The sequence below is a fragment of the Nitrosomonas sp. sh817 genome, from assembly GCF_030908545.1.
Taxonomy (GTDB): domain Bacteria; phylum Pseudomonadota; class Gammaproteobacteria; order Burkholderiales; family Nitrosomonadaceae; genus Nitrosomonas.
In genome coordinates, this window is record NZ_CP133083.1 from 2,134,900 (window position 1) to 2,159,574 (window position 24,675).

General features: G+C 47.4%; 30 protein-coding genes. 8 read left to right on the forward strand and 22 right to left on the reverse strand.

Features of this window, described 5'->3' with window-relative positions:
* Positions 1 to 8 precede the first annotated feature (8 nt).
* The 3 genes from gltA to RBH92_RS09990 form a co-directional block, all read right to left on the reverse strand.
* On the reverse strand, positions 9 to 1,310 hold the full coding sequence (gene gltA / locus RBH92_RS09980) for a citrate synthase (protein ID WP_307931916.1): 1,302 nt from the start codon (positions 1,308 to 1,310) through the stop codon (positions 9 to 11).
* Between the two features lie 81 nt (positions 1,311 to 1,391).
* Positions 1,392 to 1,625, reverse strand: coding sequence for an FAD assembly factor SdhE (locus tag RBH92_RS09985; protein ID WP_307931917.1), 234 nt, complete (start codon positions 1,623 to 1,625; stop codon positions 1,392 to 1,394).
* Positions 1,622 to 2,317: a succinate dehydrogenase iron-sulfur subunit gene (locus RBH92_RS09990; protein ID WP_307931918.1), complete on the reverse strand. Its 696-nt coding sequence runs from the start codon at positions 2,315 to 2,317 to the stop codon at positions 1,622 to 1,624. The genes RBH92_RS09985 and RBH92_RS09990 overlap by 4 nt, the downstream gene beginning before the upstream one ends.
* Positions 2,318 to 2,645: 328 nt before the next feature.
* On the opposite strand from RBH92_RS09990, the gene RBH92_RS09995 reads away from it, so the two are divergent.
* Together RBH92_RS09995 and RBH92_RS10000 are read left to right on the forward strand one after the other, a co-directional pair.
* Positions 2,646 to 3,035: a hypothetical protein gene (locus RBH92_RS09995; RefSeq protein WP_307931919.1), complete on the forward strand. Its 390-nt coding sequence runs from the start codon at positions 2,646 to 2,648 to the stop codon at positions 3,033 to 3,035.
* Positions 3,036 to 3,484: 449 nt separating this feature from the next.
* Positions 3,485 to 3,667, forward strand: coding sequence for a hypothetical protein (locus RBH92_RS10000; protein ID WP_307931920.1), 183 nt, complete (start codon positions 3,485 to 3,487; stop codon positions 3,665 to 3,667).
* A gap of 145 nt (positions 3,668 to 3,812) precedes the next feature.
* On the opposite strand, the gene RBH92_RS10005 is transcribed toward RBH92_RS10000, so the two are convergent.
* The 11 genes from RBH92_RS10005 to RBH92_RS10055 form a co-directional block, all read right to left on the reverse strand.
* Positions 3,813 to 4,013, reverse strand: coding sequence for a DUF2905 domain-containing protein (locus RBH92_RS10005; protein WP_292923108.1), 201 nt, complete (start codon positions 4,011 to 4,013; stop codon positions 3,813 to 3,815).
* A 44-nt stretch (positions 4,014 to 4,057) separates the two neighbouring features.
* Positions 4,058 to 4,591 carry a lipocalin family protein gene (locus tag RBH92_RS10010; RefSeq protein WP_489684629.1) on the reverse strand — a complete coding sequence of 178 codons (534 nt, stop codon included), beginning with the start codon at positions 4,589 to 4,591 and terminating at the stop codon, positions 4,058 to 4,060.
* Entirely contained in the window at positions 4,581 to 5,651 is a 1,071-nt protein-coding gene (locus RBH92_RS10015; protein ID WP_307931921.1) for an alkene reductase, read from the reverse strand. Before RBH92_RS10015 ends, RBH92_RS10010 begins: the two co-directional genes overlap by 11 nt.
* A gap of 157 nt (positions 5,652 to 5,808) precedes the next feature.
* Positions 5,809 to 6,126, reverse strand: a complete 318-nt coding sequence (locus RBH92_RS10020) for a DUF4389 domain-containing protein (protein ID WP_307931922.1) — start codon at positions 6,124 to 6,126, stop codon at positions 5,809 to 5,811.
* Positions 6,127 to 6,249: 123 nt separating this feature from the next.
* Entirely contained in the window at positions 6,250 to 6,756 is a 507-nt protein-coding gene (locus tag RBH92_RS10025; RefSeq protein WP_307931923.1) for an NlpC/P60 family protein, read from the reverse strand.
* Between the two features lie 29 nt (positions 6,757 to 6,785).
* The gene (locus RBH92_RS10030) at positions 6,786 to 7,865 is read right to left on the reverse strand and encodes a protein-glutamate methylesterase/protein-glutamine glutaminase (protein ID WP_307931924.1); all 1,080 of its coding nucleotides are present in this window, start codon (positions 7,863 to 7,865) and stop codon (positions 6,786 to 6,788) included.
* Positions 7,866 to 7,902: 37 nt separating this feature from the next.
* Positions 7,903 to 8,514 carry a chemoreceptor glutamine deamidase CheD gene (gene cheD / locus RBH92_RS10035; RefSeq protein WP_307931925.1) on the reverse strand — a complete coding sequence of 204 codons (612 nt, stop codon included), beginning with the start codon at positions 8,512 to 8,514 and terminating at the stop codon, positions 7,903 to 7,905.
* Between the two features lie 7 nt (positions 8,515 to 8,521).
* Entirely contained in the window at positions 8,522 to 9,385 is an 864-nt protein-coding gene (locus RBH92_RS10040; RefSeq protein WP_307931926.1) for a CheR family methyltransferase, read from the reverse strand.
* 291 nt (positions 9,386 to 9,676) lie between these two features.
* Positions 9,677 to 11,863, reverse strand: a complete 2,187-nt coding sequence (cheA, locus tag RBH92_RS10045; protein ID WP_307931927.1) for a chemotaxis protein CheA — start codon at positions 11,861 to 11,863, stop codon at positions 9,677 to 9,679.
* Between the two features lie 142 nt (positions 11,864 to 12,005).
* Entirely contained in the window at positions 12,006 to 12,371 is a 366-nt protein-coding gene (locus RBH92_RS10050; protein ID WP_292923097.1) for a response regulator, read from the reverse strand.
* 60 nt (positions 12,372 to 12,431) lie between these two features.
* Positions 12,432 to 13,016 (reverse strand): hypothetical protein, encoded by a 585-nt coding sequence (locus RBH92_RS10055; protein WP_307931928.1) that lies wholly within the window; start codon positions 13,014 to 13,016, stop codon positions 12,432 to 12,434.
* Positions 13,017 to 13,134: 118 nt separating this feature from the next.
* On the opposite strand from RBH92_RS10055, the gene RBH92_RS10060 reads away from it, so the two are divergent.
* Together RBH92_RS10060 and RBH92_RS15025 are read left to right on the forward strand one after the other, a co-directional pair.
* Positions 13,135 to 13,374, forward strand: coding sequence for a hypothetical protein (locus RBH92_RS10060; RefSeq protein ID WP_307931929.1), 240 nt, complete (start codon positions 13,135 to 13,137; stop codon positions 13,372 to 13,374).
* 18 nt (positions 13,375 to 13,392) lie between these two features.
* Positions 13,393 to 13,530: a DUF8778 family protein gene (locus RBH92_RS15025; RefSeq protein WP_489685296.1), complete on the forward strand. Its 138-nt coding sequence runs from the start codon at positions 13,393 to 13,395 to the stop codon at positions 13,528 to 13,530.
* Here RBH92_RS15025 and RBH92_RS10065 read toward each other — a convergent pair.
* Positions 13,473 to 13,730, reverse strand: a complete 258-nt coding sequence (locus RBH92_RS10065) for a hypothetical protein (protein WP_307931930.1) — start codon at positions 13,728 to 13,730, stop codon at positions 13,473 to 13,475. The two genes, RBH92_RS15025 and RBH92_RS10065, sit on opposite strands and share 58 nt — an antisense overlap.
* 162 nt (positions 13,731 to 13,892) lie before the next feature.
* Here RBH92_RS10065 and RBH92_RS10070 point away from each other — a divergent pair, with 162 nt between their 5' ends.
* A complete protein-coding gene (locus RBH92_RS10070; protein ID WP_307931931.1) occupies positions 13,893 to 15,062 on the forward strand; it encodes an IS4 family transposase in 1,170 nt (389 codons plus the stop codon).
* Between the two features lie 264 nt (positions 15,063 to 15,326).
* On the opposite strand, the gene hflX is transcribed toward RBH92_RS10070, so the two are convergent.
* The 4 genes from hflX to RBH92_RS10090 all read right to left on the reverse strand — a co-directional run bounded on the left by hflX (position 15,327) and on the right by RBH92_RS10090 (position 18,382).
* Positions 15,327 to 16,673 (reverse strand): GTPase HflX, encoded by a 1,347-nt coding sequence (hflX, locus tag RBH92_RS10075; protein WP_307931932.1) that lies wholly within the window; start codon positions 16,671 to 16,673, stop codon positions 15,327 to 15,329.
* Positions 16,674 to 17,113: 440 nt separating this feature from the next.
* Positions 17,114 to 17,383: a hypothetical protein gene (locus RBH92_RS10080; RefSeq protein WP_307931933.1), complete on the reverse strand. Its 270-nt coding sequence runs from the start codon at positions 17,381 to 17,383 to the stop codon at positions 17,114 to 17,116.
* 77 nt (positions 17,384 to 17,460) lie between these two features.
* The gene (locus RBH92_RS10085; protein ID WP_307931934.1) at positions 17,461 to 17,958 is read right to left on the reverse strand and encodes a hypothetical protein; all 498 of its coding nucleotides are present in this window, start codon (positions 17,956 to 17,958) and stop codon (positions 17,461 to 17,463) included.
* A 220-nt stretch (positions 17,959 to 18,178) separates the two neighbouring features.
* Positions 18,179 to 18,382, reverse strand: coding sequence for a DUF2442 domain-containing protein (locus RBH92_RS10090; protein WP_307931935.1), 204 nt, complete (start codon positions 18,380 to 18,382; stop codon positions 18,179 to 18,181).
* A gap of 97 nt (positions 18,383 to 18,479) precedes the next feature.
* On the opposite strand from RBH92_RS10090, the gene RBH92_RS10095 reads away from it, so the two are divergent.
* Positions 18,480 to 19,463, forward strand: a complete 984-nt coding sequence (locus RBH92_RS10095; protein WP_307931813.1) for an IS5 family transposase — start codon at positions 18,480 to 18,482, stop codon at positions 19,461 to 19,463.
* Between the two features lie 147 nt (positions 19,464 to 19,610).
* Here RBH92_RS10095 and RBH92_RS10100 read toward each other — a convergent pair whose 3' ends face one another.
* Genes RBH92_RS10100 through metG form a run of 3 tightly spaced genes read right to left on the reverse strand, consistent with a single transcriptional unit; the run spans position 19,611 to position 22,874 of the window.
* Complete coding sequence (locus RBH92_RS10100) at positions 19,611 to 20,378, reverse strand: YggS family pyridoxal phosphate-dependent enzyme (protein WP_307931936.1); 768 nt, start codon at positions 20,376 to 20,378, stop codon at positions 19,611 to 19,613.
* Positions 20,375 to 20,755 carry a nuclear transport factor 2 family protein gene (locus RBH92_RS10105; protein WP_307931937.1) on the reverse strand — a complete coding sequence of 127 codons (381 nt, stop codon included), beginning with the start codon at positions 20,753 to 20,755 and terminating at the stop codon, positions 20,375 to 20,377. The genes RBH92_RS10100 and RBH92_RS10105 overlap by 4 nt, the downstream gene beginning before the upstream one ends.
* 7 nt (positions 20,756 to 20,762) lie before the next feature.
* Positions 20,763 to 22,874 (reverse strand): methionine--tRNA ligase, encoded by a 2,112-nt coding sequence (metG, locus tag RBH92_RS10110; RefSeq protein ID WP_307931938.1) that lies wholly within the window; start codon positions 22,872 to 22,874, stop codon positions 20,763 to 20,765.
* 126 nt (positions 22,875 to 23,000) lie between these two features.
* On the opposite strand from metG, the gene apbC reads away from it, so the two are divergent.
* Together apbC and dcd are read left to right on the forward strand one after the other, a co-directional pair.
* Complete coding sequence (apbC, locus tag RBH92_RS10115; RefSeq protein ID WP_307931939.1) at positions 23,001 to 24,089, forward strand: iron-sulfur cluster carrier protein ApbC; 1,089 nt, start codon at positions 23,001 to 23,003, stop codon at positions 24,087 to 24,089.
* 12 nt (positions 24,090 to 24,101) lie between these two features.
* Positions 24,102 to 24,668 carry a dCTP deaminase gene (gene dcd, locus RBH92_RS10120; RefSeq protein ID WP_307931940.1) on the forward strand — a complete coding sequence of 189 codons (567 nt, stop codon included), beginning with the start codon at positions 24,102 to 24,104 and terminating at the stop codon, positions 24,666 to 24,668.
* The last annotated feature ends 7 nt before the right edge of the window (positions 24,669 to 24,675 follow it).

The window sequence follows — 24,675 nt, forward strand, 5'->3', positions numbered from 1 at the left end:
ACAAACGATTATTTCCTGATATACGAACCGGGTACGTCGCGCATCGTCGTACCCGTATAAAGCTGGCGCGGGCGCCCGATTTTATGTTCCGGATCGGATACCATCTCGCTCCATTGCGCTACCCAGCCGACGGTTCGCGCCATCGCAAAAATGGCGGTAAACATACTGGTCGGAATGCCGAGAGCGCGTTGCACGATACCGGAATAAAAATCGACATTCGGATATAACTTGCGCGAAATGAAATAATCATCTTCCAAAGCAATCTTTTCAAGCTGCAGCGCCAGCTTAAACAAGCGATCATTCTGCAAACCTAATTCATTCAGTACTTCGTGACAGGTTTCGCGCATCAGTTTTGCGCGTGGATCCATGTTTTTGTAGACACGGTGGCCAAAGCCCATCAAACGGTAATTGTCCTCTTTGTTTTTTGCACGCCGGATAAATTCATCAATGCGCGATACATCGCCGATTTCTTCCAGCATCCGTAAGCACGCTTCGTTGGCGCCGCCGTGCGCCGGCCCCCACAAACAAGAAATACCGGCGGAAACACAGGCAAACGGATTGGCGCCGCTGGAGCCGGCCAAACGCACAGTCGATGTCGAAGCATTTTGTTCGTGATCGGCATGCAAAATCAAAATCCGGTCCAAGGCGCGCACAATCACCGGATTGGCCTCATATTTTTCCGTTGGCACGGAAAACATCATGTGCAGGAAGTTTTCCGCGTAACTCAGACCGTTTTGCGGATAAACATAGGGCTGCCCAATGTTATATTTATATGCCATCGCAGTAATCGTCGGCAGCTTTGCGATTAAACGGAACGCGGATTGTTCACGATGCGCCGGATCGGAAATATTCAAAGAATCATGATAAAACGCCGACAGCGCGCCAACCACACCAACCATCACCGCCATCGGATGCGCATCGCGGCGGAAACCGCTGTAAAACCTTACCAATTGCTCGTGCAGCATCGAATGGTTTTTGATTGCCGCATCAAAGGCTTTTTTCTGATCCGGAACCGGCAATTCCCCATGCAATAATAGATAGCACACATCCACAAAATCGCAGTGCAACGCCAGTTGTTCGATCGGATAACCGCGATAGAGCAGTATCCCTTTATCGCCATCAATGAAAGTAATCGTAGAGCTATTGCTGGCGGTCGACAGAAAACCGGGATCATAGGTGAATAAGCCGCTTTGCGCGTGCAGTTTCCGGATATCGATCACATCCGGCCCCATGGTTCCAGATAGCACCGGCAGCTCGATCGGTGCGCTGCCATTATTCAGATTCAGAGTCGCTGTGCCTTTTTGTGCCATATTTACTTCTCCACTTGATGCGTATAATTACAAGTATGCGCTGCTTACAGCCAAACGCACTGTCAGAATACCACTAGAAATCTAACTCTTTTGCAATAATTCCAAGATTGGCAGCCACTGATGATCGTCATTCACCTTGCGGCCAGTGATCAAATCCCATAAATCGTTATCCGCCAACGACAGCAATCGTTCAAACTGCGCCAGTTCCTGCGCGCCCAAATCTGCGTAATAATGATTCATGAAACGCTGCAATACGATATCCAATTCGAGCATCCCGCGCCGGCAGCGCCAGCGCGCCCGTTCGAATTCCTTCATACCGTCCGTTTAACCATCATGTCCTTGATTTTGCCGATTGCTTCCGTAGGATTCAAGCCCTTCGGACACGCATCAACACAATTCATGATGGAATGGCAGCGGAATAACCGGTAAGGATCTTCCAAATTATCCAGCCGTTCAGCGGTTGCCTGATCGCGGCTATCCGCCAGAAACCGGTATGCTTGCAACAATCCGGCCGGACCGACAAACTTATCCGGATTCCACCAGAACGACGGACACGATGTCGAGCAACACGCGCACAGTATGCATTCATACACACCGTCCAGCGCCGCGCGTTCCTCCGGCGATTGCAACCGTTCGGTTTCCGGTGGCGGATCGTTGTTGATCAGATAAGGCTTGATCGAATGATATTGTTGAAAAAACTGTGTCATATCGACGATCAAATCGCGGATCACCGGCAAACCCGGCAACGGACGGATTTCAACCGGTTCCGCCAAACTATGGAGCGGCGTGATGCACGATAATCCATTACGGCCGTTGATATTCATCGCATCCGATCCGCACACCCCCTCGCGGCAAGAGCGCCGCAAACTCAAACTATCATCGATCGATTTGATGCGCAGCAACGCATCCAGCAGCATTTTATCGGTCGGCGCCAGCTGGACATCATAATCCTGCATATAAGGTTCTTCATCTTTATCGGGATCGTAGCGGTAAATCGAAAATCTCATAGACTGGCTCCGGCTGGTTAGTTGATGAACTCAAGTCAGAAAATAATTCCGAATATCATGAAGTATACAGATTTGAAATCGGATTCGCATAGTTCGCTTGCTTAATAAATCACCGCAGACCGTGGGTGGATTGCATACTCCGCAACCCGGAAGCACTCCCGCTCCATCTGATAGAACCAGCCAGTGCAACGCTTGCCACACTGATATCAAAACAAAAATCACCTAATGGTTTCCCTTATAAAAAAACCAGGGTTTCCCCAATATACGCTCTCCTTTGTCTTCGTTAAGATGACAACACTTAAGAATTTTAATGATGGAGGGAATTAAAATGAAAGCATTGAAAATAAGCGCTATTTTGTCTATCCTCGCATTCGGTTTGATGACAACTTCCGCATTTGCTGAAGTACCTGAGCTGCCGAGCAACATCAATTCCAATGATCATGTAGCCGCTGCCGCATACTACGAAAGCCTGGCGATGGAAGAAGCTGTCATTGTGGAAAAATACCGGCAAGATTTGGAAGAGCATGAAGATCACGCGTATGCCTACGGCCGTAGAGGACAAGATGAAGTCTCGCATTTGCGCGCCAATATCCGCGAGCATGAGTATCAACGCGCAGAAGACTTAGCGCAAGCGGAATTGCACAGAAAATTGTTAACCGTTGAACAACAAGCACAGAACGCAAGCAGTAACAGCATAAATGCAGCAGCCGTACAGTAGTAAAGTGTTTTTCTGAGATCCCTTGTAGTACAGTCAGTTGAGTATCATAGCTACACTCACCTCCGGTCCTCAAGACGGAGGTTTTTTATTGGCCTTCCGTACAAACCCGCTCGCCCCAACCGAATTCCCCGGCAAAAAATATAACCAGCCGCTTGCCGCCCGCATATTTGGCAAGAAGTAAGCATACTTTCCAACTTGGTACTTTTCTAACGTGAAAATGCCAATGTTCCCGCCGGATATATTATCGATGATTCCTCACGATACAATCGCGATTAGCAAAATTTGTGGTTTAATAACCGTTTAATAGCTATCGTAACTGCATAAGGTGAGTCGTGGTTACATCAAGCTGCATTCAAACAGCTCACCAATGTTACCTATGATAAAACAATGACATAGCCGTGATATTCAGATGCAGAGCATAGACCCGCTCCATTCAATGAGGTTAATTCATGAGCGAAAATACAAAAGTAGTTTTATATACCATCCTTTTATTAGCTTTATTTTTGGCATCGTTTGTATCTTCCAACAACGACAAAGAAGCTTGTGAATCCAATGGCGGCGTTTATACCAGACAGTCGATGAGCTGGTCTTACGAATGCATCATACCTAACTCCGCCGAAATAAAGCCATGAGTAACTGCTTAGGACTGCCGAAGAGACCTGGAATAACAAAAAATTCACACATCATTTTGCAAAGGTTTCTCTACATGACACGTGCTTTGACGTTACGCTGCAATCAGAGGAAGCATTAATGTAACCCTGGTGCCGCCTCAATGATTCACTTCCGCAACCACCACAGAATCAATGTCAATACAACGGAAATAACCAACCCGGTCATCAGCGGAAAATGAAAGCTGAAATTTTCTCGTTCGATATGGATATCGCCGGGCAAGCGGCCTAATGGCAATTGCGATAGCCACGGCCACAACAGACCGAGGATGAGGAAAATGATTCCTAAGGTGATAAGTATTTGCTGCATGTTCCGGCCAATCCACTGAAACAACCACGCCTTGGCATATTGGTTTAATCTTGTTTTGGATAAATCAGCTTAGCAGTTTCAAAACCGAGTTCGGTTGATCGCTGCACAAAGCGGGTAATTAATTCCTCGTTAACCATCGGGGTTCTTGCCAGCAACCATAAGTACGATTTGTCGTAGCTGGTGACGAAGGCGTATTGGTAATCTACTTTATCAAGCTCGAATATAATATACGCACCGTAAAACGGGCCGAAGAACGAGACTTTTAAATAGCCTTGCTGCGAGTCCCTGACAAAATAAGCTTTTCCTTCCGCTTCTTTCCACTTATTTTCCGCTGCTGAGAAGCCCTTGTTGATGACTCCGACACCACCATCATCGCGCAGAAAATATTCTGCCGTCACTTTGTCGAGTCCGCGCTCAAATGAATGATCGAGCCGGGCGATTTCGTACCAGGTGCCGAGATAGCGGTTAAGTTCAAAACCGTCGACCGGCACGACATTTTGCGGAAGTGAGAGGCAACCGCTGAGGAAACCGAGTATGACATTAATCGCTAATAGTCGCATGGTTATGTCACGAAGCATGGAGCGCGGAATAATCAGTATAGCCTTCCGCACCGTCGGTATAAAAAGTCGCGGGATCGGGTTCGTTGAATGCTGCACCTGAGCGGATACGTGCCGGCAAGTCGGGATTGGCCAAAAAAAGCCGGCCAAATGCTACGGCATCGATTTTACCATCCGCAATTTCATGATCCGCTTTATCCGGCGCATATTCAAAGTTGCCGATCAGCACGCCTCGATAATACTTACGAATAGGTGTCATCACATCACCGTTTTGCTGTTGATAAACATCGCCGCGCAAAACATGCAAGTAAGCCAGGCGAAAATCGTTGAGCCGATTGGCAAGCCAGATGGATAACCCGATCGGATCGCTGTCGATCATGCTGTTGTAACTGCTCAGCGGCGAAATCCGCAAACCGATCCGGTCACTGCCCCAAACGGTACTAACAGCCTCCAACACTTCCAGAGTCAGCCGCGCGCGATTCTCAATCGAACCACCGTATGGACCGCTACGCTTGTTGGAGCCGTCACGCAGAAATTCATCGAGCAGATAACCATTGGCGCCGTGAATTTCGATACCATCGAATCCGGCATTTTTGGCATTTTGTGCAGCTTGTTTGAATCCGGCGACAATGCCGGGCAATTCGTCATCATGTAATTCGCGCGGCACAACGTAAGGCTGTTTTCCTTGCGGTGTACGTACTTCATCGGCTATGGCAATAGCGCTAGGGGCTACGGGTTGCGCGCCGTGATTGAGCAGTGGATGACACGCCCGCCCGCCATGCCAGATTTGCAAAAAAATTCTACCGTCGGCGGCATGAACGGCAGCGGTCACACGCTTCCATGCGGTAATTTGTTCCGCCGAGTAAATGCCTGGTTCCTTCCAGAACGCCGAATGTCCTTCCATCGCCATTGTCGCCTCGGCGATAATTAAGCCAGCGCTGGCACGCTGCTTGTAATACTCAACCATTAGATCGTTCGGTATATGCGTTTCACCCGCACGGCAGCGTGTTAATGGCGCCATAAAAATCCGGTTCGGCACCGTAAGTGAACCCAATGCAAGAGGCGTAAACAAGGAAGCCATGCAGTAATATCCGAAAATATCAAATTGACGGGCAAACACCCAGAAGCTCTGATACGGTCAATATTAAACCATTCGAGGTTAGAATTGTTTCTTCCTGTTGCAATTAAATTGTGAAAAAGCAGACAAAGCTTCTGAAGAATTGTGATGCAGTAATATGTTAATCGCTTGCGTTGGAATTTTTGGTGAGTTGTTCAGCATTATCATCATTTGGCCATGTGCTAAAAGGAAATGGCAAGTGATCGGTATTCAATGACATGTACGCAATAATTTGACGGAGATACGTACCGAGGCTTTGGCTAAAACTCTGTAGCAGCGCGTTGGGTTGTCCGGTTACGATCAGTGTTACAAATTGAAAAAAAAATATTGCGATTATCAGAAAGTTGCAAAAACCGTAAATTCCCATGTAAAGCAGCATGAAGAAACCGCGTTGCCATATTTTTCTATTCTGAAGACGTTGTTTAATTTCTTCATCCATGTTGCATTTCCGCAAAGATTATTGGTGTAATGCGAGAAGCCAGCGTTAAATAAACAACCCCGTGGCAAGACCACTGCAAATCGCGAGTTGAAACAACAGACACTTACGGGTGCCACTAACTGATTAAACGCGAACCGATTTCCAGTAGTTGGCTTTCCAGTATACGTGATCCAGTCTGGAGATGATAACGCCTTTCTTTTGAGATGCATGAAGAAACTTATTATTTTCCAGGTAGATACCTACATGATTCGAAGCTGGTCCCGTTCTGAAAAAAATTAAGTCGCCCGCTCTCAATTCTTCTCTGCGAATTTCTTTTCCAACTCGAGATTGCAGATGGGTTGTTCTGGGCAAATGCAGACCCAATTTCGATTTGAACGTGATATGCACGAAACCCGAACAATCGACTCCACGCTGACTTAGACCACCGCGTTGATAGCGTACACCTTGCCACTCATTATATTGAGAATAGAGAGCTTTTTTGACTTGATGATAATCTGCCGGTTTTTTAATTGCAGGACCAGATTTAAATACAGGTCTTTCCTGCACTGTGCTACAACTAACCAGAAAACAGATACCAATTAAAATAGCAATTCGAGAAATAAGCTTTGTCATTGACGATGTAGTTTGCATAACTTCATATCCAAAAAAGTTAATACCAACTATACGCGATTACCATGAGATCCCATGCTGGATATTTTTGACAGAACACATCTAGCCATATCTTTTAAAGGAACGATTTCATTAACACCACCTGCTGCAATCGCTTCTTTCGGCATACCGAACACTACACAGCTGCTCTCATCCTGCGCAAAATTATACGAACCTGCTTTGTGCATTTCCAGCATTCCCGCTGCACCGTCTTTTCCCATGCCAGTAAGAATCACACCAATCGCGTTTTTACCTGCACAATTCGCCGCAGACCTAAATAGTACATCAACCGACGGGCGATGTCGACAAACAGGCTCTCCATGGTTTAATTCCGTCATATAATTCGCACCGCTGCGTCTCAGTAACAAGTGAGAATGACCAGGTGCGATAAAGGCATGGCCGGGTAAAACTCGCTCTCCTCCTTGTGCTTCAATTACCGAAATTTTGCAAAGAGAATTCAATCGATTGGCGAATGACTTGGTAAAACCTTCGGGCATATGTTGGGTGACTAATATTCCAGGTGAATCCGGCGGCATTCTAATTAAAAATTCCTTTATTGCTTCCGTACCGCCAGTAGACGCACCTACTATTATCAATTTCTCGGTCGATGCGATGCGATTCGACACCGAAGGCAATACCACATCCGCTGTAGCACTCTTTGCTACTGCTATATTTGCAGATTTTTTAAGCCGCGCAGATTTAGCAATGCGAATTTTATTTGCAATCTCACCGCCATATTCTTTTAAGCCGGCAGCGATATCAATTTTAGGTTTAGAAACAAAATCAACCGCACCCAATTCGAGCGCACGAAAAGTAACGTCTGAACCGTTTTCAGTTAATGTTGAAACCATCACGACAGGCATTGGCCGCAACCTCATTAATTTCTCGAGAAAATCCAAACCGTCCATCTTGGGCATCTCAACATCCAGCGTCAATACATCAGGATTCATCTCACGTATCATTTCTCTCGCCACTAAAGGATCTGGAGCGGATCCTATGGCTTCCATGTCAGGCTGGCTATTTATAACCTCGCTTAATAAGCGCCTAATTAACGCTGAGTCATCAATTATCAGAACTCTAGTCTTATCCATCTTTAACTCTCAATTTTGGTTAACAAGTCAACTTGTTCTAAGAAAAAAGTTCAACATCTCCACCGGAATCCACTCGATGTAAACGTTGCCTGTAGTCGCTTTCCCGCTGAGAAAGTGTCGTGTTACGCACATTGCGTAACTTCTTAACCATCACTCGACTGCTTTTGGGGAAAAAGTAAACTTTACGTGGGAACACATCGACTAGGTCTTGTGCAACAACTCGAATTTTTTCTGTCTGTAAAAATTTCAATACAAAATCTGCATTCCGTTGACCTACATTCGCAACCGTCAAACCATCGAGAACATTTCCGCCACCGAAAACCTTAGCCTCCAAATTGCCGCGACGAGCACCCAGTTTCAACAGCTGATTGATCAATATCTCCATCGCATATGTTCCGTACCTAGCTGAAGCATTTAACGGCCCCCCTGCATCACCACCACCGTCAGGAAGCATGAAATGGTTCATCCCTCCAATTCCGCTATAGCAATCGCGTATACAAGCGGCTACACAAGATCCGAGAACTGTTACCAGCAAAATATCCTTATCAGTCACATAATATTCACCCGGTAACAGTTTAACTGCCTGACTATTAAAATTTTTATCAAAATAAAAATTAGTAGCAAGTTGTTCATCAATGATCTCAGTCATGCGATTATTACCTCGTTCTACTTGCTAATTCGTACACAGTTTTTTCTCGCAGCTTAAACAAATCAACCGCATGTTGGAAACTCTCAGAATGTCCAGCAAACAACAGACCATCCGGCGCAAGCAACGGTGCAAACTTCTTTAGAATTTTATATTGTGTTGGCTTATCAAAATAAATCATGACATTACGGCAAAAAATGGCATCGAACGGACCTCGTATTGGCCAATTGTCATCCAGTAAATTCAATTGCCGAAATGTAATCATGTTACGTAACTCGGGTCTAACTCGCGCTGAACCTTCATGATGCCCTTTCCCTTTAAGGAAAAATTGCTTCAATTTTTCCTTCGGAAGTTTTTCCAGCTTATCCAATGAATAAACACCAAGTTGCGCTTTTGCGAGAACATTAGTATCTAAGTCCGTCGCCAGAATATGAACTGGGGGAGTCAATGTATTAAATGCTTGTACCATCGCCATGGCCATTGAGTAAGGCTCCTCTCCGGTAGATGAAGCACTACACCAGAGTTGAATCTTGTTTTGATTCTTGCGTTTCTCGACATGTTTCTCGAGAATGGGAAAATGATGTTGCTCACGAAAAAAAGCAGTCAAATTCGTTGTTAAAGCGTTAGTAAAAGCTTCCCATTCTTCAGAGTTTCCGCGCTCAAGGTAATTCAAATACTCGTGAAAGCTATTGATACCTGTTGCACGCAAACGGCGAGCCAAGCGACTATACACCATGTTTTGCTTGCCCGAAGACAATGAAATACCAGCATGTTTGTATATCAGCTTTCTAACTCGTTCAAAATCTTCTTGCGTAAAGACATATTCGCGAGTTTTGTCATTTGAATTTTCATCAAAGTTAGAAATTATTCCCATGCCATTTCCATTTCAGTAAGCAAAAATCCATTTATAAGAAAACTTAACTTCGATAATAAATTTGAAAACTCTCAGTTGTCATTCAATTCTATTATCGACAGTTATATAGGTTTAATTTGTAGACAAAAAATATTTGAAGCAATCAAATAAAACATTTTTTATCAATTAGATAACCAAAAATCTCTGGATATCTTTAAATATTAAAAAAATTTATATCATTTTTTCTCTAACCATTACCCTAACACTCGATTCATGTTAAAACTGTTTCTTTGAAATTCTATGAAATATTATTTAAACGATCTCTTGTTGCGATGCCATTACTAAAGCAGCGGTATCAAGGATAAGTGCAACCTTGCCATCGCCCATGATTGTCGCTCCAGATACACCCTGCACTCTTCGGTAGTTACTTTCCAGACTCTTAATGACTACTTGATGTTGCCCAACGAGATCGTCCACAAATAGTGCAGCTTTGTGACCTTCAGCTTCAAGAATTACAAGGATCCCTTCATGAACAGCTGTAACTTTTGGACGCAAATTGAAAATTTCATGCAATGCGACAACAGGCAAATATTCGCCTCGTACCTGTACCACACGCCCTTGACCACTGACTGTTTTGATATCTGCAGCCGCAGGCTGTAATGACTCGGTAATGTAATTAAGTGGAACAATGAACATTTCTTCACCGACGGTTACGGATAGTCCATCAAGAATGGCAAGCGTTAAAGGCAAGCGAATCGAAATACGTGTGCCGGCGCCTAACGCCGAATCGATATCAATACGCCCTCCCATACTCTGAATATTGCGCTTGACAACATCCATACCAACTCCGCGTCCTGATACATCCGTGACTTTCTCGGCTGTCGAAAAACCAGCTTCAAATATCAATGCCCAAACTTCTTGATCTGTCATACCGTCATGCACAGGCAATCCGCGTTCTTTTGCCTTCGCAAGTATCTTCCCCCGATTTAAGCCAGCTCCATCATCGCTGACTTCGATTACGATACTGCCGCCCTGATGAAATGCTCGTAAAGTTATAGTACCGTGCGCTGGCTTGCCGGCGGCAACTCGTTTCTCGGCAACCTCAATACCATGATCCAAGCTATTCCTTACCAAATGAGTCAGTGGATCTGCAATTTTTTCTATCAGGCCTTTATCAAGTTCCGTATTTTCACCAACTGTTTTTAATTCAACGCGCTTGTTCAACTTTGCAGCCAAATCACGAACAACTCGAGGATAACGGCTAAATACAAAACTAATTGGCATCATACGAATCGACATTACAGATTCTTGCAAGTCACGCGTATTTCTCTCCAGTTGACTCATTCCACTATGTAATTTCTCAAAAAGCACCGGATCATATTGTGAAACGGTTTGAGCCAACATTGCCTGTGTGATCACCAATTCACCGACCAAGTTGATCATCTGATCAACTTTTTCTATGCTGACACGTATTGAAGAAGTTTCACTGTTTGGAGCAGCAGTAGCAGTTTTGTTCAAAGATTTGTTTATGTTGCCCGAAGATTCGTTTTTGCTGAAACCTGTATTGGGTTGCTGCCCAACACTTGGATTCATTTCCGATTCATCACTCTCAATCGGTGCAGCAGGTGCCCCAGGAAAAAAACCATAGCCCGGAGCTGGTGGCAAATCAGTCATTGAAAATTCATCTTCATTTGCAGTTACAGGCGATTCTGTATTCTTGCCGGCTTCTTCCGAATAATCAGTAGCTGACAAACCTGCCTCAGTATTTTCCACAACGATAGTTTCTATTTTCAGATTTGCCGGATCGACAATAAAAGCCAATGTTTCCCAAACATCTTCTTCACAATTTGAGGTTGCAAGCTTTAGTTTAAAACTATTGCTAGTGTTAGTAGGTGTCAAATTCTCGAGAACTCCGAGGCGTTTTAAGTTATCGAGCAAGTGATCGACCGTCGCGCTACTCATGCCGGTACTGGAGAATTCAATACTATAAATATTTTTGAGTGAATCTTCTGCTGGTGATTCTATTACTTCGGTTTCAATCTGATTAGTAGCCCCTAAATTCTCTCCAGATTCTTCTTCTGCTACCGGTTCAACAACTACCGATTCCTGTACCCCGTCACTGAGCTTCTTCAATTCCTCACAAACGGCCGCCGCAACCGCCGGATCCGCTTGACCTTCACCGCGATGACCCGCTAGCTGTTCCTTAATGACATCACCTGCTCTGAGAAAAGCATCAATCATTTCGCTACGCACCTTAAGTTCGCCTTTACGCAATTTATCCAGCAATGTTTCCAACATATGAGTCATCTCCGTCATATCCGTAAAACCAAATGTACCAGCACCGCCTTTGATAGAGTGCGCAGCACGAAAAATAGCGTTTAAATCTTCCAGGTCTGGAGAATTGACATCCAGTCTCAAAAGACATGTTTCCATTTCAGCCAATAACTCAGAAGATTCTTCAAAGAAAATTTCGTAAAACTGTTCGAGATCTGTACTCATCGGTAACCCTATTTCATGTGGATACTACTCAAGGCTAACACTCTAATAAAACCAGCAAATTATGAAACAGATTAATAAAAATCATTTAATCTTCAAAATAAGAAAAACTGCTGCAACTTGCTAATCTACAACGAAGTATTTATTAGCCTATTACTTTTCCAATGACTTCTAACAGCCGTTTGGGATCAAAGGGTTTTACTAACCATCCGGTTGCACCGGCTGCTCGACCCTTAGCCTTTATTTCATCACCAGATTCAGTCGTTAAGATTAAAATGGGAATATTTTTATAACTCGCCAATTTCCTTAGCAATTCCAATAGCTTTAATCCATCCATTCGGGGCATATTAATGTCTGTCAAGACTAAATTTACTTGATGAGAATTAGCTTTATCCAGTGCATCCTGACCATCAACAGCTTGAATGACTTCGTATCCAGCGCCCTTGAGCGTAAACGCAACCATCTGCCTAATTGATGCCGAATCATCCACTGCAAGAATCGTCTTTGCCATTTACCTTACCTCTCTATCTTTTTTGATCATTAACCTAGGAAACACAAAAATCTAATCTGTTTAGAAAAGCTCAATATCACCCATTTGCATGCCTTGTTGAACAACCGGTTTTCTCGTGCTTTTAATCGTTGTTTTTGCAACTGCTTCAGATATACCTTCATGAACTCTTTTAAGCATCTTCTTGTTACTTGTCTTTCCCCAGCCGGATTGACGATCAACTCGCTGCAGTTCGATGCTCAACATTTCTACTTGCCGGGAAGTATGAGCGAGTAACTGTGTTACCAAATCCCCGAACTGAAGCGAAGTAACCGCCATTTCCAATTCTTGTTCAATCTTGTCAGCGACAACCATTTGTTTCTCGAGAAGCTCAAGTATGGGCTTACTCCCTTCAGGAGCCGCCAATTTCTCAATAGCCAGAACCATTTCGTGATGCGACTTGGTCAACTCACTAATGAATTTAAAGTTGACGACCAAATTGTTGACCGCATCACTGACCAATCTATCGACTTGATTAAGCTCTCCCTTAATATTGATAAAAAACTCATCGGCTTCTGCATTCCGATAAATACAATCTGCATGCTCAAGCGTTTTTTTACTTGCCGAATCCTTGATTTTATTGATGCCTGCTGATTGTGTTTCTGACATAACTTTTCTCCTTGTTATGCATTTGATCAAGGCGGTTAAAACAGCAAAAACTGAAACAGGCTTTCCTAGGTAATTTCCAATCTCACAACTTCTTGTTTGTTGTATTGAATACCGATTCATGCTGACCAATACCGCTACGCAATCCTTTAATCATTTTTTTCAAAAAGCTAACGGTGCAATTCGCAATAACTTTAGTAATGAAGCTGTGTTGAATTGCAACCCTGCATCGCAACCAATAAAACATTACAAAATTAACAAAACCGGAATTTTGCAAGCAGGAAGCAGGAATTTTGAAGTAATCGAAGAGAAAGAGGATAAAACTGCGATATCAAGAGGCGACAACTCTCCCATGCAATAGCAGCGCGTATATCAATGAATTGCTAAAACAACAGAGAAGAATTTCCTCAAGCAAGCATTTATCAAAGCCGACCAAGAAAAAGCCGCCGATCCGGATTATCAGGAAGAACTAAAAGCCTGGGAGAATACGTTATCCGGCGGCTTGCCAAATGACTGATTTAACAGCTCGATATTTACTGGATCGGCCTGGAACCGGCCAGAGGCAACAGAACCAAGCAACTGCGCGCCGTCGATGTATTCAGATCCGGCAAATTGCAAGGCCGGTTGGAGGAGTCGTATCTTGCAGAAATCAAAGCCGCGCTGGCGATTGTTTTTGATAAGTGATCTTTTTCTAACAAGCAGGTTAATCACTAACAAATTGTTGATGCACAGTAGTGTCCGGTTAAATTAGCTGTTGAAACGATAGAAGCCAGTATTGATGAGGATTGCAGAGAAAATATTTTGGTGCCGATTTGAAATCATATTTCGAAAATTCAGGCTCGAGTAATCTCCAAAAGTTGAATCTTCTGGAAATGATCTATGAACTTAGGAAAAACGCTGTTCGCACAACTCATGGAGTTTGTGCCATGGACGAGCTTCGCGAGAATCGTGGCTCGTTATGGTGGCGATTCGGGCGTGCGAAATCTGAGTTGTACCGAGCAATTCCGCGCCATGGCTTTTGCGCAGCTGACCTACCGCGAGAGTCTGCGAGATATCGAAGCTTGCTTGCTGGCCAACCAGACGAAGCTGTACAGCATGGGTTTCCGCGCGCCAGTCAAACGTTCGACACTGGCCGACGCCAACGAAGCACGCAACTGGCACATCTGGGAAGACTTGGCTACATTGCTGATCCGGCGCGCACGCAAACTGTATTGCAACGACAGCTTCGGTGTCGATCTGACCAATACGGTCTACGCACTGGATGCGACGACCATAGACCTGTGCCTGTCGCTGTTTCCATGGGCACCGTTTCGCGTCAGCAAGGCGGCGGTCAGATTGCATACCCTGCTGGGTTTGCGCGGCAATATTCCGGCTTTCATCCACATCACGAATGGCAAGACCCACGAAGTCAACGTGCTGGATACCTTGTCCTTCGAGGCAGGGGCTTTCTACGTGATGGATCGGGGTTATCTGGATTTCAGTCGCCTGTTCATGCTGCATCAGTCGGGTGCATTCTTCGTAACTCGCGCCAAACGTGGAATGAACGCTCACAGGGTGTACTCGATGAAGGTCGATCGGAATACCGGCATTATCTGCGATCAGCGTATCGCGCTCGACGGTTTCTACATCTCGCAAGATTATCCCGAGCAACTGAGGCGCATCCGCTTCAAAGACCCGGAAACCGGCAAGACGTTGGTGTTCCTGACCAACAACACAGCCTTGCCCGCACTGACGATTGCCGCGCTGTACAAAAGCCGCTGGCAAGTCGAGTTGTTCTTCAAGTGGATCAAGCAACATCTGCGTATCAAACGTTTCATCGGCAACAGCGAGAACGCGGTGAAAACGCAAATCTGGTGCGCCGTCGCCACTTATGTGCTGATCGCCATTGTCAAAAAGGAGCTTCAAATTGATGCCTCGCTCTACACTTTGCTACAGATTTTATCGGTCTCTATTTTTGAGAAAAACCAGTTGCAACACGCCTTACAAGGCGCTGCCTACATTTCAGAACAGTACGGTGCCGCTAACCAACTAAATTTGTTTAACTTTTAACCGGACACTACTGGTTGATGCATATGATTTTTGCATAACGAGGGAAAAATAGAATTTTCGTTAACTGTTAACTCAAGACCTGGTACCTTGTTTTTGCGACCACATGCCCGAAATCATGCTACGCCTACAACGCGATTTCCATTGGCGCTACACTCACTGATCAGCAAATCGAAACTGGACGGCCCGGCGCGGATTATTCATTTTCCGGGAAAATGATGCGCGGATTCAATTTCAAAGTGCAAAATCTGCCGGTGTATATCGAACTCAGTTTGCCGGATTGAGTTGTTCACGTAAGCTCTCGATAGCGCTGGGTTCGCTGCGCACCCGGAAGAGAGTGCCTTCATTGTCCGAGCGTTCTTCCAGTACCTGACAATTCGTATAGATTTGTCCGCGGAGTTGCTGAGCATTCCAGGGCAGAAAAAACTCAGTTTCGATGAGGTGTTGCTGGAAGAATTCGAGGATTTTCAGGCGAAGTTTCGTAACATCGTCGGAGCTGCGCGCGCTCATCACGATGCAATCCGGATACCGGGTACCTAAGGCAGTTTTGCATTCGGCTTGCGCCTCTGCGTCGCCGACATGGTCGATCTTGTTGAATACGCGGATGCGCGGTACAGCATTCGCGCCGATTTCTTCTAGCACTTGCTGGGTGACTTCGAGCTGTCGCTCAAATCCGGGATCGCTGGCATCAATGACATGGAGCAGCAGAGATGCATCCAGCGCTTCGTCCAGCGTGGATTTGAATGAGGCGACCAGTCCGTGCGGCAGGTTCTTGATGAAGCCGACCGTATCGCTGACGAGCACGCGTGGCACGCTTTCCGGGTGGAGCGCTCGCACCGTGGTGTCGAGCGTAGCGAACAGTTTATTGGCTACCAGCACTTCGCTGCCGGTGAGCGCCCGCATCAAAGTGGATTTGCCGGCATTGGTATAGCCGACCAGCGCCACGCTGGCGAGCCCTTGGCGCTCTTGCCGTCGCGCACGCTGTATTTTGCGCTCGGCTTCCATCGTGACAATTTCTTGTTGGAGTTCGGCGATACGGTCACGGATTTTGCGCCGATCCAATTCAGTGTGCGATTCGCCAGCACCCCGTCCACCAGTGCCGCTGCGCTGCCGCCCTTGCGGCCCGGCAAGCTTGGCGGCTTCGCGCAGGCGCGGGGCCATGTAGCCGAGGCGCGCGATTTCCACCTGTGCGCGCGCCGCACGGGAGCGGGCATTGCGGTGAAAAATTTCAAGAATCACCATGGTGCGGTCCATTACCTCGCAACCAACCTCGTTTTCAAGGTTGCGCGCCTGCGATGGTGAGATTTCGTGATCGACCAAGAGAGCACTGATATCGTGGCCATCTGATTCGATGACGATTTCCTCAAATTCATCCGATCCGGAATCGTTGTTCACGTAGCAGCGGATTTCCTCGCGCTTGCCAACGCCCAGGTACGCAGTCGTGTCGAAGCTGGTACGTTTTTGCATAAACGTGTTGACGACGATATAGCCCAGTGTTTTTGCGAGTTCGCGCAGCTCGGCCAGCGACGACTCGAACTCGATATCACTGACATTCGGCAATTGAACCGCTGCCGCAACAGCGAACTTAGGTTTTTCTTTGATTTCTATAGACATTGGAAAATTGTACTTCCTGGATAGTGGGAATTGAGAAGGGGTGGGGAGCCTGACAGACTTGCGGCTAATCGACTACACTCATGGGATAATGATTCATGTTTCTTCAATTTCTTGTCGCATAGGTTCATTATGCGCCCCAAAATCCGCATTCACGCCCTCTCTTGACTCAGGACAGCTAATGGATGACTCTTTTACTTTGTGATGTCAGTGGCCCCATGTATGCTGATTCGTGATGAATCGCAAAACTCAATTACGCTCATGATTTATGAGGTGAGTGGGTTACATCAAATTTTACCCAACTTGGTGGGTTTTTCAACGGCCTGCTAAACCAAAAAACTCATCCACCAATCTATCCATGAAAATCATCCTGGAACTCGTGCTGTTTATTATCGTTTTAAATATCTTTTTCAAATTATTCGTTTGGATTCTCGACGATATGATCAAAACAGGCGGGTATCGATAGGCAATGAGAATTCAGTGTAGGTTAAGCTGACAAAGGAAACGCAACCTTTACCGATGGCGTTCGCCATAACCGAAACTTCCCTCAGAGTGACGTTGGGTTTTCTTCGGCAGCCTAACCTACCGGGCTGAACCGCCTTCAATGTCGTAGAGGTAGCCACCTCGATGTCTTCGATAATGCCCTCAACTGTGATTTTGTCATCATCTTGTGCGCTTAGTATCTCCAACGCGGTCTTGTTAAATTGATACAAGAATCCCTGAATCGTATACTGTCAGCAGTACGTGACTATCGTCTTTCCTTCAACTTAGTGCTCAACGTCAGCCGTCATCAGGCCTCTATTCCTGATGAGTAGTTCAGTGACGATACTTTGCCATCCTTGAAGGCAATTGTGATCGTTGCCGCACGGTCCGGAGGGTCAACGGAAATCCGGGTGCCGTCCGGCAATGTGACCTGAAAGTCGAGAAGCTGCTTCGCTTCCTGCTTCGGGCGGAGCTTTGCAACGACTGCCTTTGCCAACTCCGACAAAGCTGTGTCAACCGCCTTTTCCGCGAGCTTCTTTCCTAACCACTGCAATCCGGGGACAATTGCGTAGGTGAACACAGCGCCAACCACGCCGGCTAGACTCAACTCGACGAATTCGTGTGGTTTGGTATCGTCAGTATCACCCCAACTTCGTACCTCAATCTCGCTTATGTCATCGAAGACTGAATGAAGTGCGTCTCGCCGCCGGTTGTGGAGTTCGATGGCGCGAGGTGAGTCGTCCGGAAGGTTCTCGAATCTGTTGTCGAGTCGGCGGTTTACGCCTAACAAAACTACGTTACTCATGAGGGCCTCCATGGCGGAAAAGATGGCTAACTACAATCAAGCGTCCGAAATGACACAATATAATACGTCAGCGATGAAGTATAAACCGGAAAGTATCACATTAAATCATTGTTCTTTATTAAAAACCATGTCAGTTTGATTTTCAATATGACACGCTTTGTTAGATTCGCAAATAATCAAAAATCAGATTATTCAGTAGAAAACGATGTTCGGTTTATAACTAACGATTTTCGCGCAACAACCCAGCTACGCTGATATCTTCATCAACATCGGGCCAATGAATGCCTTCGCCATCTCCCAGCAGTTCATAGTTGGCAAGTTGCTTTTGGCTGGCTGACGACAAACGTGGAAACCATACCAGAGGAACTGCGATAGTTCTTCCATCGACAAGCGAGACGATCATGTCGTTATCGGAGAATTGCACGCTTTTTGCTAAGGAAACACTGATCTATTCGATCAAATAGATAGACCTGCAAAGGTTAGATAAAATACCTTGCTATTGATAAACATGGAATAGAGCGATGCAATCAAGCTTTTCTGAGCTGGAATATGCGGCAAAGAAGAAACAAACCCGGCGTGATCGTTTTCTGGTTGAGATTGAAGCTGCAACACCGTGGACATCCCTGCTGAATGTTATAGCTCCGTATTATCCGGTTAGCGGTAGGCGAGGTCATCCACCGATTGGTTTGGAACGGATGCTGAGGATGTATATTGTGCAACAGTGCTTTGGTTTTTCGGATGAAGGCGCGGAAGATGCTGTATACGACAGTCAAGCAATCCGCTGCTTTGTTGGTATTGATCTGAATCGGGAAGCAGTACCGGATGCGACGACTCTGCTGAGATTTCGCCATTTGCTGGAAGCGCATCATCTGACGGAATCCATTTTTGATGCAATCAATGCACATTTGGCTGAACGCGGACTATTTCTTCGCGAAGGTACGATTGTTGATGCTACGCTGATCTCAGCGCCTCCTTCGACCAAGAATAGAGAAGGAAAACGCGATAGCGAAATGCATCAAACCAGGAAAGGCAAGCAGTGGCACTTCGGCATGAAGGTACACATCGGTGTCGATGCGCAATCAGGGCTTGTTCATACCCTGATCGGAACGGCAGCCAATGTCCACGATGTTACTCAGGCACAGGCGCTGCTGCATGGTGATGAAACCGATGTATTTGGTGATGCGGGCTATCTGGGCGTTGAGAAACGAGAAGAGAATCTTGAATTGCCCGTAACCTGGCATATCGCGATGCGCCCTTCCAAGCGCAAGGCATTGCCCAAAACAACAGCAGGCGAACTGATGGAGAAGCTTGAACATGCAAAAGCCAGCATTCGTGCCAAAGTTGAGCATCCCTTTCATGTCGTAAAGAATCTGTTCATGCATCGCAAAACTCGCTACAAAGGAATGGCCAAAAATAATGCTCAGATGTTTTCACTGTTTGGGCTTGCCAACTTGCTGCTGGCTCGCCGGTGGTTATGTAGCTCTGACAGCCAGATTGCGTCTTAAAGACAAGAAATGAGCGGAATAAGGCAAGAAATAACGCAATTCAACCCAGAATATGGCAAATTTTAACCCAATATCCCAGAACTGCTCGCTTTGCCCTTGGGGTGTGGCGAATTAATCAGCGTTTCCCTAAAACGTGCATTTTGTTCATCACCCCAAACCCGGCCAGTAATGACTATCCGGCAGCGGCCGTTTGCCGAAAATAGCCTGGCCGACGCGTACGACGGTGGCGCCTTCTTCGATGGCGAGTTCGTAGTCGCCCGACATGCCCATCGACAGTTCGTCGAACGTTAATCCGGCCGGGGCTTCCTGGCGCAGCATGGCTTGGATGTCGCGCATTTTGACGAAGCATTCGCGCACGCGGTCGTGATCGGCGGAGAAGATGGCGAGGGTCATCAGACCTTTGATGCGCAGCGATGAAAATTGCGGCAGGTGTTGCACGAAGTCGCGCACGGCTTCGGGCGGCAGACCGAATTTGCTTTCTTCGCCGGAGCTGTTGACTTGCACGTAGACATCGATGGCGCGGCCTTCGTTTTGCAGCCGTTTGTCGAGTTCCTCTGCAACTTTGAGGCTGTCGAGTGCCTGGAATTCGTTGGCGAAGCGCGCCAGGTATTTGGCCTTGTTGGTTTGCAGGTGGCCGATGATCGACCATTTGATGCCCAAATCGGCCAGCACTTCGGATTTTTCGCGCGCTTCCTGGATTTTGTTTTCGCCCATTTCATGAACACCGGCGGCGTAAGCGATACGCAGCCGCTCCGCGGAAACGGTTTTGGTCACGGGTAACAACCGCACGCTGGCGGGGTCGCGCCCGGCTTTCTTGCACGCATCAATGATGCGCTGCTTGACGGTGGCGAGGTTGTTTTTGATGTCGGTGAGTTGTTGTTCGGCGTTGAGTTCCACGGCGGTCTCCTGGTTCATGATGCGGATGTTCCTGTTATTTTCGTTGCTTGATGAAATACCATTTTCCAATCGTTGCCCTGGCGTTGCCACAGCGAGGTGCGGATCGATCCCGGTGCGCTGGATTGCGGCGGTTTTTGCAGCGCGTAAATCGCCAGCACGCAATCGTCGGCTAATACATTGACACGGAAATGTTCAAAAGCCCAATGCTGTTGCGAGTCTTTGCGTTGCAACCAGTCGACGACATCCGCGCGGGTATGCGGTTGTCCCTGGTTGTCGATTTCCTCGAAATTTTGCGCCAGCAATTCGTCGATTAATTCGGGATGCGCGTTCAGATCGCTTTGCAGCAGACGAAGTTCCAGGCGCTGGATGATTCCGGTCAGTGTGCTGACTTCCATTTCTGGATTATTTAACCCGCATGCCGGGTTGCGCGCCGCTATCCGGCGACAGAATGAACAATTCACCGGGATTGCCGCCACCGGCGGCGAGTACCATGCCTTCCGACAAACCGAATTTCATTTGTCGCGGCGCGAGGTTGGCGACCATCACAGTCAAACGCCCTTTCAGTTGCTCCGGATCGTAAGCGGATTTGATACCGGCGAATACCGTGCGCTGTTCGCTGCCGATATCGAGCGTCAGTTTCAACAGTTTCTCCGCGCCTGGCACATGCTCGGCGTTGACGATTTTAGCAATGCGCAGGTCGATTTTGCTGAAGTCGTCGATGGAAATGGTTTCGGCGATCGGCGTGATGGCACGCTGTTGTTTTTCCGCATGACGGGCCGGTGATTGCGGCGGCGGAGCGCTCAGGCTTTGGGTATTGGCGGCGATCAATGCGTCGATTTGTTTGTTGTCGATGCGCGTCATCAAGTGCTGATAAGTGTTGATGGTATGTCCTGCGGGCAGTAACAGATCGGAAATCGGTTGATCGGCGCGCAATTGCGGCCAGGTCAACGGTTCGCAATTAAGAAACGCCTCGATCTGCTGCACCGTGCCGGGCAGGATTGGTTTCAAATACCGCGCCAGCAGATAAAACAGTTGAATGCCGAGACTGCAGGCGCGGTGCAAATCGTCACTGCGATCCGGTTGCTTGGCGATTTCCCACGGCGCCAGATTGTGGATCGTTTCATTGGCTTCGTCGGCGAATTTCATGATCTGGCGGATCGCGGTGGAAAATTCGCGCGCCTCGAACGCTTGTTCGATGGCATCGGGACGCCAGCTCGAAAACTGCGCATCGATCATCGCTTGCAAGGCTTGGTATTGCTCTCCCGCAACCAATTTGCCGCCGAAACGCTTGGTGATGAAACCGGCGCAGCGGCTGGCGATGTTGATGAATTTGCCGACCAGATCGGAATTGACGCGCGCGACGAAATCGTCCAGGTTCAAGTCGATGTCTTCCAAGGTACTGTTCAGCTTGGCGGCGTAGTAATAGCGCAGCCATTCGGGATTCAAGCCTTGTTTCAAATAACTTTCGGCGGTAATGAACGTGCCGCGCGATTTGCTCATTTTTTCACCATTTACGGTCAAGAAACCGTGCGCGAAAATTTTGGTCGGCGTGCGGTAGCCGGCGTTTTGCAGCATAGCCGGCCAGAACAGCGCGTGGAAATACAAAATATCCTTGCCGATGAAATGATACAGTTCAGTATTCGATTGCGATTGCGGCTGCCAGAATTCGTCGAAGGCGATGTTTTCGCGCTCGCACAAGTTCTTGAAGCTGCCCATGTAACCGATCGGCGCATCGAGCCAGACGTAAAAATACTTGCCCGGCGCACCGGGAATTTCGAAACCGAAATACGGCGCATCGCGCGAAATATCCCAATCGGACAATTTGTTTTCCCCGGCTTCGCCGACCCATTCGCGCATTTTGTTGGCGGCTTCCGGCTGCAAGTGATCGCCATCGCACGCCCACTGCCGCAGAAAATCGGCGCAGCGCGCATCGGATAGACTGAAGAAATAATGTTCGGACGATTTGTTGACCGGTTTCGCGCCGGATACGGCGGAATACGGATTCTTCAGTTCGGTCGGCGCATAGGCCGCACCGCACGCTTCGCAGGAATCGCCGTATTGATCCTTGGCGCCGCATTTCGGACATTCGCCTTTGACGAAACGGTCCGGCAGAAACATGTTTTTGACCGGATCGTAGAGTTGTTCGATGCCGCGCACCGCAATCAGACCGGCGGCTTTCAATTTGTTGTAAATGTCTTCGGAGAAATACCGCGTTTCCGGCGAATGGGTGCTGTAATAATTGTCAAAATGAATATTAAAACCGGTAAAATCGCCAAGATGTTCCGCATAAACGCGTGCGATCAACGCTTCCGGTGTGATGCCTTCTTTTTCCGCGCGCAGCATGACCGGCGTGCCGTGAGTATCGTCGGCGCACACATAGTGAACCGTATGGCCGCGCATTTTTTGAAAGCGCACCCAAATATCGGTTTGGATGTATTCCACTAAATGCCCCAAGTGGATACTGCCGTTGGCATAAGGTAATGCGGAAGTCACCAGAATTTTTCGCTTGTTCATTCGCTCTAAATGCACCGGGTCAAATAAATGCCAATTGTAACAAACTGTGTGCGCATTCCCGATATTTGTTACCATCCACCCATTAAATTGTTCGCCTCAAGCAGGCCGTATTAAAGGAGTTTTGTAGTGACTATTTCCGAGCAGCAGATTCAATCCATACTGAAACAAACCATTGATCCCACCACGAACAAAGATTATGTAACCGCAAATTCGGTCAGCAACATTCAAATTACCGGAAACAACGTCGCCGTGACCATTGCGCTGGGCTACCCCGCCAACAGCGTGAAGCATCAAGTACAACAACAAATCACCGACGCGTTGCGTGCGGTTCCGGACATCGGGACGATCCAGGTTACAGTCAGCAGCAAAATCATCCCGCACAGCGCGCAGCACGGCGTCAAGTTGATTCCCGGCGTTAAAAACATCATCGCCGTGGCTTCGGGTAAGGGCGGCGTCGGCAAATCGGCAACGGCGGTCAATCTGGCGCTGGCGTTGGCATCCGAAGGTGCTTCCGTGGGTATTCTGGACGCCGATATTTACGGTCCGTCGCAACCGCAGATGCTGGGGATTACCGGACACCCCGAATCGCTCGACGGCAAATCGATGGAACCGATGCATGCGCACGGTATCCAGGCAATGTCGATTGGTTTACTCATCGATGCCGAAACGCCGATGGTGTGGCGCGGGCCGATGGTAACGCAAGCCTTGCAACAATTGCTGAACGATACCAATTGGAAGGATCTGGATTATCTGGTGGTGGATTTACCTCCGGGCACCGGCGACATCCAATTGACATTGGCGCAAAAGATTCCGGTCACTGGTGCCGTCATTGTCACGACACCGCAAGACATCGCCTTGCTCGATGCGCGCAAAGGACTCAAAATGTTTGAGAAAGTCGGCATCCCGATTTTGGGAATCGTGGAAAACATGAGCACGCATACTTGCTCGAACTGCGGTCATACCGAACCGATTTTCGGCACCGGCGGCGGCGAAAAAATGTGTCAGGACTATCACGTCGAATTACTCGGTGCATTACCGCTCGATATCAAAATCCGAGAACATACGGACACCGGCAAACCCAGCGTGGTTGCCGAACCGGACGGCAGAATTGCGGAAATCTATAAACTGATCGCGCGGCGGGTCGCGGTAAAGATCGCCGAATCAGCGGAAGATCATTCGGAACTGTTCGCTAAAATTATCATGGAAGACAATTAGGAATCGCGTGATATGACGATTAAATCAGATAAGTGGATCCGGCGCATGGCGCTGGAACATGGCATGATCGAGCCGTTCGAGCCCGATCAAATCCGTCACAAGGACGATCAACGCATCGTCTCGTACGGTACATCGAGCTACGGTTACGATATCCGCTGTTCCAATGAATTTAAGCTGTTCACCAATATCAACACCACCATCGTCGATCCGAAAAATTTCGATCCCAATTCGTTTGTCGATATCAAAAGCGATGTCTGCATCATTCCGCCAAACTCGTTTGCGCTGGCGCGCACCGTCGAGTATTTCCGCATCCCGCGCAATGTACTGACGATTTGTCTGGGAAAATCAACCTATGCGCGTTGCGGCATCATTGTCAACGTCACCCCGTTCGAGCCGGAGTGGGAAGGCTATGTAACCTTGGAATTTTCCAACACGACTCCCCTGCCCGCAAAAATTTACGCCAATGAAGGGGTGGCGCAAGTAATCTTTTTTGAGTCGGACGAAATTTGTGAAACGTCCTACAAGGATCGCGGCGGCAAATACCAGGGGCAGCATGGCGTCACGCTGCCCAAAATTTGAGGTTTTT